This window comes from Sphingomonas tagetis, assembly GCF_024211275.1.
GTDB classification, from domain to species: Bacteria; Pseudomonadota; Alphaproteobacteria; order Sphingomonadales; family Sphingomonadaceae; genus Sphingomonas; species Sphingomonas tagetis.
Genome location: NZ_JAMLDX010000037.1, coordinates 1 through 9,389, shown reverse-complemented (window position 1 = coordinate 9,389; position 9,389 = coordinate 1). Strand labels below are relative to the sequence as shown.

The following is a 9,389-nucleotide window of genomic DNA, read 5'->3' as shown; positions in this document are numbered from 1 at the left end:
AGTCGGGTAGCGTTTCGCTCGCTGCTCAAATCCAGCCATCCGGCCACGGCTCGCTCGGGTCCACATCCCGAGCTTGAATCACGCCACCGCCGCCGCTTCAACCCATTCTCAAACGGTCTCTAACCACCCAAATCCCGCCGCCCCAGGCCATCGAAAATGTGCGAAGGCAGACACTGACCGAGGCTTTGGCGTCGAAATTTCGAGATCGATTGCTTCGATCCCGCTCACTGAGCCCGCACTCCTCCCACTCCCGGATACCCCCGGCAGGTACCATTCAGCTTTTATCTCCTGATTTGCGGTAGACCGTTCCCGGGAACGACCGCCGTCACTTTACCTTTCGCACGGTCGTGTAATCTCGACTGGCTCCATCAACAGACTGTTGGAGCATAGACTATGACCAAGACCGCATCGGCCGCAGCGCGCGGCATGACCGCTAACCGCCAGGGCGCCAGCCGGGCGCTGCTCAAGCTCAAGGCCGTACAGCGCGCCGCCGTCGAGACGGAGGGGCAGGAGCCGCTGGAGGCGCTGTTCCCCGCGCAACCGGGAGAGGAGGCGGGGCAGGGCGAGGGCGCCGCGGTTGCTACCGTCGATATAAAGGAGTCGAGCGCGCCGGCCGACGAGCCCGCACCTGCCGCTCAGGACCACCCGTCAGCGCCGCAGCCCGCCGCCGCAGATGAGGTGCCGCCCGCCGTGCCGGTACCGGCCGAGCCGCCCGCCACGCCAGCCGCCTGGTCCGACGCCGACGAGGCACTGTTCCAATCGCTGTCCGCGCGGCGCAAGGCTGCGGGCTTCCAGCGGCGCGGTCGCGACGTGAGCGGGCAGCTGCTCAAGGTCGGCGCCGTCCAGCCGAACGCCAACACCGTGACGGCGACGATCGTCGCGCTGGTGGCGGAGCGCGGGCAAGTGGAGCGTGGCGCGCTGCTAGACGCGATGGCCACGGCTGCGTTCCCACACCCCAAGGCCAAGCCGGCCGACCGCGCCTGGTCGCAGGGTTGGGTGGCCGGCGCGCTGCGCGACGGGTTCCTCGCTACCGTCGACGCCGCCTCGGAAGCCTCTCGGTGAGCGCTCAACGAGCAATCACATATGCTCGCGTTAGCACGGCCCGGCAGGGCGCCTCCGGTCTGGGACTGGAGGCGCAGCGCGCCGCGGTGCAAGCTCACGCCGCTGCAACGGGCATGACCATCGTCGCCGAGTACGTGGAGGTGGAGTCCGGCAAGCGGGACGACCGGCCACAGCTTGCCGCTGCATTGTCGGCGTGTCGGCTGCACCGCGCGGTGCTGCTGATCGCCAAGCTTGACCGGCTGAGTAGATCAGTCCGCACAGTGTCCACGCTGATGGACTCTGGCGTAGAATTTTCGTGCGTCGATATGCCGCACGCGAACCGTCTCACCCTGCATCTTATGGCCGCGATGGCCGAGTACGAGCGCGACATGATCAGCGCGCGGACTAAGGCTGCGCTGGCGGCGGCGAAGGCGCGGGGCGTTAAGATGGGCAACCCGCGCGGCGCGGCGGCGCTCGGCGACAGCTACCGTATGGGCGTAGCCAATAGCGCGGCGGCGCGGACGCGGCGGGCTGGCGAGGCTGCGCTGGCATTGGCGCCGATCATCGCCGAGGTCGGCGCAGATCAGGACAACGCGGAGGTGGCGCGGCGGCTCAACGCGCGCGGTGTGCCCGCCCCGAGCGGCGGGGTGTGGCGGGCGTCGCAGGTGCGACGAGTCCGGTTGCGTTGCGCGGAGGCAGCGCAATGCGCTGCGTGATGGCGATCGTCGCCGTGCTGGCGGTGATGTGGATTTTGTGCGGGTGATTGGCGTCTCTGCCATTCGACTGCGGACTGGCTAGGTGTCATCTTCTCCGTTTCTCGGTTTCCGACGACGCCGACTCCGCGATTTTGGGCAGCCATGGTACAGGACGCCATGAGCCTGAACTTGACGCAAATTGGTGACGAGCCGACCCGGCACATAGTTCGGTTGCCTGATTTGGATGTAGCGGTGAGGCGGATTTTTCCCCTCGACCGCTTCTTGGATATTGTGCGGTCCAAGCAAATGGGCTTGGTCGCGCCGCACACGTGGGAAGACCCTCGCGAAGATCCTACCGCGCTTTGCCTGCTTGATGGCAGCGGCCTATCGCCGCCTAAAGCGCCGCAGGACTTATCCGCGTACCTCGCCCCGGTCTGGGCGCAGTGCTGGTCGCTAAATCCAGGATCAGACACTTTGCTGCGTGCCTACTCCCGAGTGCGGATCAACCCGCAAAGCCGACGCAACGACGATCGCGAGTCTGAGGGCGTCATCGTGACGACAACTGTTCGGCATCTCCTATCAGCGATGGAGGGTTGGCATGCCGACGGGGCCGACTGCCAGTTCGTGATCGGGCGGGTTGAGTATATCGCAGACGGCGAAATCGGTCAGCGCATTGTCAACGCGTGTAACACTGAGGGGTATGGTCCTACCTTCTTTCGCACGTTGCAAGGGCGAGCGGAATCCCTGTTGTGGAAGCGGACCTATTTCGGGCACGAGCGGGAAGTGCGGCTAATGTTGATTGCACGTAACTGGCCGTCAGACCAACGCGTGCCGCCTTTTCGTAACCTCCGCGTCAAGCCGGACGTGCTTTTCCACAGCGTCAGCCTCGATCCCAGACTTGATGTATTCGAGCGAGCGGAGCGAGAGGCGGAAATCCGCGATGCAGGTTACGCCGGGCAGATAGTACGCGACGATAGCTACCAGAAGACGATCAATCGACTTGCGATGAAGCGGGAATGGCCGGACCCCTGAGTATGATCGCTCAAGGTTTTGCCGAGTTCAGACGCCAAGAATCCACCGGTGGTTTGAGTTGGTGCGTCGCAAAGATTTCAATTGTGTGGGTAGGGCTGGGTGACCCGCCACCGCCGCCCTGAGCAACGCATCACCCGAATTCTGATTTCAACTCCACGACGCGCTTGCAGCGTTCCGGCGCATGCAGTCCGTCGTCGGACTGCACGCATTCGACGGCCTCAATTTTCTGGCGACAAACACAATCGTGTCACGCGCCGGCGATAGCGCATCGATCCCCCAATCATTCCGAAACCACCGATCATCATTAGCCAAGTGGCAGGCTCGGGCACCGCGGAAGCAAACGAGAAGCCTGCGTTCGCCGCGTTAACATAGATTCCCCTCGCTTGAGTCGCGTTGAAGATTCCGAAAGTGAGATTCACGCTTGAGAAATTGCTGAGCTCGTCGAGGGCAGACAGGCTGGAACTGGACAGAGCGGTTGCAGTGCCGTCGAAGAACTGCACGTCGAAATAACGGTAGATTGTTCCTGGCCCCGGGTTGATAGGAAATGGACCATTGGTCTGTTCGAACCCGACCGACGAAAAATATGCTGCATCGACAACACAGCTTGGTGGGCCGTTTGGGCCGCAAGCATTGAAATCGTTCATCGCCTGGAAGTAGTTACCCGCAATCCCTGCCTGACCAAAAAACGAGAAACCGCCAACCTGCGCGTTATAGGTGTAGGGGACTCTATATTGACCGACGTTACCCGTCCCGACCGCAAGCAAGGGGTCAAAATTGATCGTCAGCCGAAAGGCATCGCCCGGCGCGACACTGCCCATCTGAGGCACCAGTGCGCTGTCATAAATACTCGTGATTTGCCCGGAAGCGGTGAACGTCCGATTCTGCGCACTGGCCGCTTGCGCTGAGATCAAAATTGCAAAAGCCACTCCGACACGCGTACTCGGCGCCATACCGTTTCCCAATTTAACAAGTTCATAGCCGCTTCTCGACGTAAGTCTCCGGCATACGCAGAGAATTCGATTGCGCAACAGATTCCATTTCGTCTGCGACTGCAATAGCTGCATTCGCCATAGGCGCTGCTACCATTCGCCCGTGTCTGTGGTGGCTCGCTCGCTTGAATGGGCGAATGATGAAGCCGCGACGCCTTCAACCGAATTTTTCTCCCCACGGAGTGTCTCCCTGATCCCGCCGGTTGTGACACGGCCAATCGGCCTAATGGCGTTGCTCGTCACGGTCATGCAGTTAGAGTTGGTCAAATGGATGGACGCGCCGCCTTAGCCCTTCCTCCCGACGCTTTCCGCCTAGCGGCCGCGCGCGAGGCTATCGCCAGTCTGGGACTAGTTGTTTCGGAGGCCGAGGGGATCATCTGGCACATGTTAGATTTTCGCCTGACCGATCATCCCAAGGCGCGCGCCACCGCATACCGCAAGAATGGCGAGCAGTTATCCGCTGAGGAGAAGCGCGCACTCGGTCTGCGCTCCAATGCCTACCTAAGCCGACGTGCGTTCTCGGAGATCACCTCAAAGGGAATGGCGTCTCCGCTTGAAGCGCACGAAAAGGTTTTGCTCCGCGCGTCGTTCAGCCTTTTTAGGTATCTGGTGATTCAGAACCCGTCCGTGATCGACGGGCATGAAGTTAACTATCTCTTTGATGTCCTCAACATTGCCTGCCCAGTGTGCAAGCCACTCAATGGGACGACAATAAGCGGCAACGATGCACCCATGTTCGCGCTGCCGGGGTGCGAATGCGAGACGGCTAATTTCGGCTATCGCGCATATGTCGATTGGCTCGCCAACATCGAATAGTTCGGGTACCGCCATGGCTTCAAATTATCTGCTCGATTCTATGCTCTAGCCGCACGGTGTCAGATGCTTACTACAAAGCATGGAGGCAATATGTCTGTCCCGCAGCGCATCAACGATTTTGTAACGTCGCACAAGCCAAAGGCGATCTGCAATAAGTGCATCGCCGATGGAATAGGACTTACGAACGCCGGTGCGCACCCCGCGCAGATCACCGGCGCCCTCGCCACCACCAACGACTTCATGCAAGTGCGAGGCCAATGCGTGCTTTGCAAGGACACGAAGAAGGTAATTGCTCGGGTCTAATGGCCCACGCGGACAGAAACCGCTCCGATTGATACGCAGAAGCTCCGCCCGGTGTTCGCGCCGTGCTGCGTTTGGCGGCGTGGCCGGTGCGCAGTGGCACCTCTTCAGCAGAATCCGCGACTAATCTCGACGGTCGGATAGGCTAGCGACGCAGTTCACCCTGCGCGTAGTAACATCAGCCCACGCGAGACCTCTTGAGCCAAACTTCGGTGCGATGAGCAGGCCATCCCGCACAGGTTTCCCTTCGCCTGCGAACAGTTGATCGTACGTTCGACCTGAGCCTGCCTATCCGGCGAATGCCAAATCGCCTTAGCCGACTGGCTACGTAGGTTGCCGATGCGCTCAAAGTTCCAGCAATGGGTTACGTCACCCATCGGATTTATGTTGAGATTTCGAAGGCCCACGCGGCATTCTTCATAGCCATGTTCCGTACGCTCGCCCCGGAAGTGAGATGCAAACGCGCGAAGTTTCGCTTCGGTCGTCTCGATGGGCCAGCCCGCGCGCTTCATCTCGATCAACCGCATCATTGCCGCTTCAAATTGCGCCCATTCGGCCGGGCCAAGGTAATGGTGCGCCTGCGCGTCGGGGGCGGCAAGCCGGACAGGGCTGGGGTCAACAATCGTCCCTGGTACATTTGCTGCCCATTTGATCAAATCCTCCAGGCCGCCAAAGTTGTGACGGTCAACGGTAGTCTTGATGCGGATAGGAAACTGGGCGCCAACCGCCGCACGCGCATCCGACAGGTGACGGATGCCTTCCATCACCTTGTCGCGCGAGCCCGCAACCCCTCTTGCACGATCGTGAACAGCGGGGTCGGTGCTGTCGAGCGACACGTCGATATTCACCGGTTGCGCCTGTGCCATCCTCTCAGCCACCGATTTGGTTAGCGCAGATCCATTGGTGATGACGCCCCACCCGATCTCGTTGGCCGCACAGGATTCAATAAGTTCCACGAACCCTTTCCATACGAACGGCTCGCCGCCCATGAACTGCACTACGTAATAGCCAAGAAAACTTCTTAGCGAAGTCAGAATGCCCTGCCATTCCTCCAAGGACATCTCGTCTGGGTAACTTTGTTGGCGCCAGTGATTACAATAGAGGCACTTATAATTACATCTTTCCGTGACGATTGCGCGAATACTGCTCGGGCGTGTTATGTCTACTCCGCTACGCAGATAAACTGCTTCGCGCGCGGCGCGACTGACGGCTATCCTGCCGAGTTTAAGTACGTCGGTGGCCTTCATGAGGCGTCTAGAGCGCGAAATGCATAAAGTGACTTTTCGAAGCCGCATACCCGTTCGGACGCGATATTGGCATCGGGGAAAAGCCTCGCTAGCGTAGACCGGTAGATTGGTCGCGTATCCCGCATAAATCGAGCGCTTACTTCGTCGCCCCGGATGCACCACCGGCGCATCGCTTTCTCACGAAGCCGATCCCCGCGTTGCCACCATAGAGCGGCGTGACAATGTTGCTCAATCGGGAAGCTGGGAGACGGCACCTGAATCCAATATGCTGGCGCTTTGCTGACGATCTGCGCGAACCTGCTCTGCTTGTCAGAAGGCCCGATGTGTTCGAGAACACTGTTGCTGAACGCGATGTCAAAATTCACGGTTACCTCGGCGTGCTCGAAAATGCTCCCTTCGATGAAGTCGAAGCCGCTGCGCTGCTCCTCCGTTAATTGGTCGAAGCTGCCTGGCAAGTTCAGTAGCGTCACCTTAGGGCGGCGAGGAACCAAGCGCCACAGCTCCGGCAGCCCCCCAATGTCAATTACGCTGGCCGCTGGAGCGGCGCGAATTGCCTCGGCGAATACAGCCATGCGCCGGCGGCGCCAGTGGGCCTGCAATCCTTGCTTCAGTCTCGTCTGCCAAGAACGCGCGGCTCCCATCGTTCTTCGATCCTCCAGACCAAGCGCGCTGTCCAGCGAAATTCGAACAGCGTTATAGGGCAGGCGAATGACGGCGGGCCGAACGGCGGGATTTGTACCGGCCAAGCGAAGCTGGCGGCCGGCCAAGCGGCCCGGTAGTCCTGCCATCGACTCGTTTCGGCAACGATGGCAATCTGCGTCGGAAGGGATGCTCAATGATCGAAGTTGGGTTTGGAGTTCTAGCGCTGCTCGCTGCGCAGGCGGCTACTGCGTCGAGGCTTGACCTGGTCTGTCTAGGTGCCGGCTCCGCGAACCAGCCGGATGTTCGCAATGGTTCAGCTGTGGACAGCAACGGCAATATGGCTTGGGGCCAATCTGTAGGTCAGCGAGCCGTGCCCTTCGACGATCAGGTCAACTTGTGGGTAGTGCAATCCGAAGGCGAGATAATGCTACCACGAGTGATGTTGCCCATCATCCGGGGCGGCAAGAACGGATGGTTCAAGCTTAAGGACCTCGTGATTACCGACCGGGAGATCACGGGTTCTGCCGCCGTCAACCCGTTCAACAACCCCAAAGTGCGAGTGGATCGGATAACCGGGACGATCAGCATCGCCGGGAAGGCGGGGAATTACTCGGGTCGATGCCAGCGCTACGATCCAGCGACCGAAAAGCGAGCGTTCTAGCCCGCAGAGGCGCGTTGCTCTGAAGCGAAGAGCGCGGACCCGACCGTCGCTGGAAATAGCTCGCTCTCGATGATCCGGCGCAATGGCCTGGAGGGAATGGCGTGGATCAAGGACCCTTTTCATGGCAACGCGGGCCACGGTCGAGTTTCGCGCTAGGTAAGGAAATTGGGATCTATGCGCTGTTTCTGCGGAAAGGCGCAGCCCTGCCGGGCATCGAATCGGCCCCGAAGGGTCTCATCTACATCGGACTCGCGGCCAACCGGAACGGGTTGCGGGGCCGCTGCCACTTCGACGCACGCACGCGCAACCACTCGCCCCGCAAGAGCTTGACTGTCCTCCTGAGGAAGCAACTGTCCCTTACCCCGACGCTGATTACCAAGCGAAACTCGTCCAACACATGGGGGCTGGACGGACCATCGGACGCGCGGCTGACCGCGTGGATGCACGCCAATCTCGAACTGGCAGTCGAGCCGTGCCTTGATCCTCACGGTCGAGAAACGGAGCTAGTCGGCCGCTATGCCCCCCCACTCAACCTCACGAAATGAGCGCCGACAGAGCAGCATCGCCGAATCTCGCTGGCGCGAGCTGCCATCATGGCGGAATTGCAAGGGCAACAGGGATCGATGCCGGGCAATAAGCCCAGCCCCGAACGTATGCCGGCGACCCCGGCCGTGGCTTTAGGGGGCAACATCACCCAGGCCAATCGGCGGCCGCAGCAGTCGGTGCGTCAATTCGCCGGGGCGGATTTCGACACGGCAAAAACAATAGCGGCCCGTTTCGGCCTCAACCTCAAGAGCTACCGTCAGCGGCTGCGAGATTCCATTTCTTGGTACTGCGAGCCGCAGGATTGGACATTCCGCGTGGACAGCACCGAATGGCGACATGATCGCGGTTGCGGCAAGAATGGCACGCTGAGTGTGTCGCTGGCTGTTGCCGTCCGATTTGGTGAAGGGGAAAGGACGTGGCGGTGCGTCTATCGCCCTGAAGCCACGGGTCGACTGCAATGCGCATAGCGCACGCATCGCGCGGGGAGGCGACCGATGGGTAGATGGACACGCGAACATTCGGAATTTCTTCGATCGCACGGCATCGACGATCCGCGAGCGCTATCGCTTAACGCGACGGGGATGACTCGCCGCGAATATCAAGCCGCGTTGAGCGCGAACGATCGGCTGTTCGCTTACGGTGTGCAACCCTGTCCAAAGGGTCATACTTTGCGTGTGTCAGGTGGCTGTCCGCAGTGCAATTCAGGCTATTTGCAGCGCGCTCGGCACAATATCTTGCCGGGCTTTGTGTACGTTGCGAGGTCCAATATTGGCCGGTTGATCAAGGTGGGCTCATCGACCGATCCGGAAAAAAGAATCTACAACGCAAACTGCGACGGGTACGGCGGGGAGTTCGACTGGAAGCTGAAAGGTTCAGCGCCGGTTGCTCAAATGGGACGGGCGGAAACAGCGATCCAACGAGCGCTGAGCGGTTATCGCGTAAGTCGGCAATGGTAGCTTAAGCCAGCGTCTTTCCGCGCGTTCCAGCAGCCACTCAACAACCGAGCGCGGCAAATCGCCGCCGAAAGTCTCGATCGTAATTTCCATGTCCGGACCATAGTAATTGACCCGCGCACGCGCGTGCTCGCTGCCCATCTCGCGCAACTCGATAAAGTGCGGAAAGTCTTCGTCGGTAACGCGGACGCCGTCGAACTTATGATGACCGATCTCGATCTGCTTGATTTCGTGCTTGATCATTCGCGCATCATAGTGGGGCGGGCCGGATTGAACCAGGTTTAGATAATTCTTGGATTTATCGTGTGAAACAATGCGCCGCATTGGCCGCCTGTTACAGGCTGCGCTAAGAGTCCGTTTGAGAATGCTTACGGATGAACGATGCGGCGGAGCATGAGGCTGCCGAGGGCGACGTGGATCATGGCTTCGGAGACGTCGAGGCGTTTTTCGTAGTCGCGCACGAGGCG

The 9,389-nt window shown here is 60.2% G+C and carries 12 protein-coding genes and 1 pseudogene; 8 read left to right on the top strand and 5 right to left on the bottom strand.

Translation table 11 applies throughout. The features are described 5' to 3' along the window. The first annotated feature begins 393 nt into the window (after window positions 1-393). The 3 genes from M9978_RS22760 (at window position 394) to M9978_RS22750 (ending at window position 2,768) form a co-directional block, all read left to right on the top strand. Window positions 394-1,062, top strand: a complete 669-nt coding sequence (locus M9978_RS22760) for a hypothetical protein (RefSeq protein WP_254297425.1) — start codon at window positions 394-396, stop codon at window positions 1,060-1,062. After that, complete coding sequence (locus tag M9978_RS22755) at window positions 1,059-1,757, top strand: recombinase family protein (protein ID WP_254297424.1); 699 nt, start codon at window positions 1,059-1,061, stop codon at window positions 1,755-1,757. Before M9978_RS22760 ends, M9978_RS22755 begins: the two co-directional genes overlap by 4 nt. Window positions 1,758-1,898: 141 nt before the next feature. After that, a complete protein-coding gene (locus M9978_RS22750) occupies window positions 1,899-2,768 on the top strand; it encodes a hypothetical protein (protein WP_254297422.1) in 870 nt (289 codons plus the stop codon). 218 nt (window positions 2,769-2,986) lie between these two features. Here M9978_RS22750 and M9978_RS22745 read toward each other — a convergent pair whose 3' ends face one another. Next, a complete protein-coding gene (locus M9978_RS22745) occupies window positions 2,987-3,718 on the bottom strand; it encodes a PEPxxWA-CTERM sorting domain-containing protein (protein WP_254297420.1) in 732 nt (243 codons plus the stop codon). A 306-nt stretch (window positions 3,719-4,024) separates the two neighbouring features. Here M9978_RS22745 and M9978_RS22740 point away from each other — a divergent pair, with 306 nt between their 5' ends. After that, a complete protein-coding gene (locus M9978_RS22740) occupies window positions 4,025-4,573 on the top strand; it encodes a hypothetical protein (RefSeq protein WP_254297418.1) in 549 nt (182 codons plus the stop codon). Between the two features lie 458 nt (window positions 4,574-5,031). Here M9978_RS22740 and M9978_RS22735 read toward each other — a convergent pair whose 3' ends face one another. Continuing rightward, window positions 5,032-6,120 carry a radical SAM protein gene (locus tag M9978_RS22735; RefSeq protein ID WP_254297416.1) on the bottom strand — a complete coding sequence of 363 codons (1,089 nt, stop codon included), beginning with the start codon at window positions 6,118-6,120 and terminating at the stop codon, window positions 5,032-5,034. Beyond that, window positions 6,117-6,887, bottom strand: coding sequence for a hypothetical protein (locus M9978_RS22730; protein WP_254297414.1), 771 nt, complete (start codon window positions 6,885-6,887; stop codon window positions 6,117-6,119). The genes M9978_RS22735 and M9978_RS22730 overlap by 4 nt, the downstream gene beginning before the upstream one ends. A 68-nt stretch (window positions 6,888-6,955) precedes the next feature. Between M9978_RS22730 and M9978_RS22725 the strand changes: the two genes are divergently transcribed. The 4 genes from M9978_RS22725 (at window position 6,956) to M9978_RS23500 (ending at window position 8,925) form a co-directional block, all read left to right on the top strand. Beyond that, window positions 6,956-7,423 (top strand): hypothetical protein, encoded by a 468-nt coding sequence (locus M9978_RS22725; RefSeq protein ID WP_254297412.1) that lies wholly within the window; start codon window positions 6,956-6,958, stop codon window positions 7,421-7,423. 101 nt (window positions 7,424-7,524) lie between these two features. Further along, complete coding sequence (locus tag M9978_RS23505; RefSeq protein ID WP_367305149.1) at window positions 7,525-7,968, top strand: GIY-YIG nuclease family protein; 444 nt, start codon at window positions 7,525-7,527, stop codon at window positions 7,966-7,968. Between the two features lie 48 nt (window positions 7,969-8,016). After that, window positions 8,017-8,436 (top strand): hypothetical protein, encoded by a 420-nt coding sequence (locus M9978_RS22720; protein WP_254297411.1) that lies wholly within the window; start codon window positions 8,017-8,019, stop codon window positions 8,434-8,436. A 27-nt stretch (window positions 8,437-8,463) separates the two neighbouring features. Continuing rightward, window positions 8,464-8,925 (top strand): GIY-YIG nuclease family protein, encoded by a 462-nt coding sequence (locus tag M9978_RS23500; protein ID WP_367305148.1) that lies wholly within the window; start codon window positions 8,464-8,466, stop codon window positions 8,923-8,925. Here the strand turns inward: M9978_RS23500 and M9978_RS22715 are convergent. Beyond that, window positions 8,842-9,165 carry a hypothetical protein gene (locus M9978_RS22715; protein ID WP_254297409.1) on the bottom strand — a complete coding sequence of 108 codons (324 nt, stop codon included), beginning with the start codon at window positions 9,163-9,165 and terminating at the stop codon, window positions 8,842-8,844. The two genes, M9978_RS23500 and M9978_RS22715, sit on opposite strands and share 84 nt — an antisense overlap. A 125-nt stretch (window positions 9,166-9,290) precedes the next feature. Continuing rightward, window positions 9,291-9,389 (bottom strand): annotated as a pseudogene (locus M9978_RS22710) (IS5/IS1182 family transposase); the annotation flags it as partial.

What these genes read in the sequence shown, in the direction of transcription:
- M9978_RS22720 (WP_254297411.1), top strand. Translation starts at nt 8,017, where the DNA reads ATGGCGGAATTGCAAGGGCAACAGGGATCGATGCCGGGCAATAAGCCC.
- M9978_RS22740 (WP_254297418.1), top strand. Translation starts at nt 4,025, where the DNA reads ATGGATGGACGCGCCGCCTTAGCCCTTCCTCCCGACGCTTTCCGCCTA.
- M9978_RS22745 (WP_254297420.1), bottom strand. Translation starts at nt 3,718, where the DNA reads ATGGCGCCGAGTACGCGTGTCGGAGTGGCTTTTGCAATTTTGATCTCA.
- M9978_RS22725 (WP_254297412.1), top strand. Translation starts at nt 6,956, where the DNA reads ATGATCGAAGTTGGGTTTGGAGTTCTAGCGCTGCTCGCTGCGCAGGCG.
- M9978_RS22760 (WP_254297425.1), top strand. Translation starts at nt 394, where the DNA reads ATGACCAAGACCGCATCGGCCGCAGCGCGCGGCATGACCGCTAACCGC.
- M9978_RS23500 (WP_367305148.1), top strand. Translation starts at nt 8,464, where the DNA reads ATGGGTAGATGGACACGCGAACATTCGGAATTTCTTCGATCGCACGGC.
- M9978_RS22715 (WP_254297409.1), bottom strand. Translation starts at nt 9,165, where the DNA reads ATGATCAAGCACGAAATCAAGCAGATCGAGATCGGTCATCATAAGTTC.
- M9978_RS22735 (WP_254297416.1), bottom strand. Translation starts at nt 6,120, where the DNA reads ATGAAGGCCACCGACGTACTTAAACTCGGCAGGATAGCCGTCAGTCGC.
- M9978_RS22750 (WP_254297422.1), top strand. Translation starts at nt 1,899, where the DNA reads ATGGTACAGGACGCCATGAGCCTGAACTTGACGCAAATTGGTGACGAG.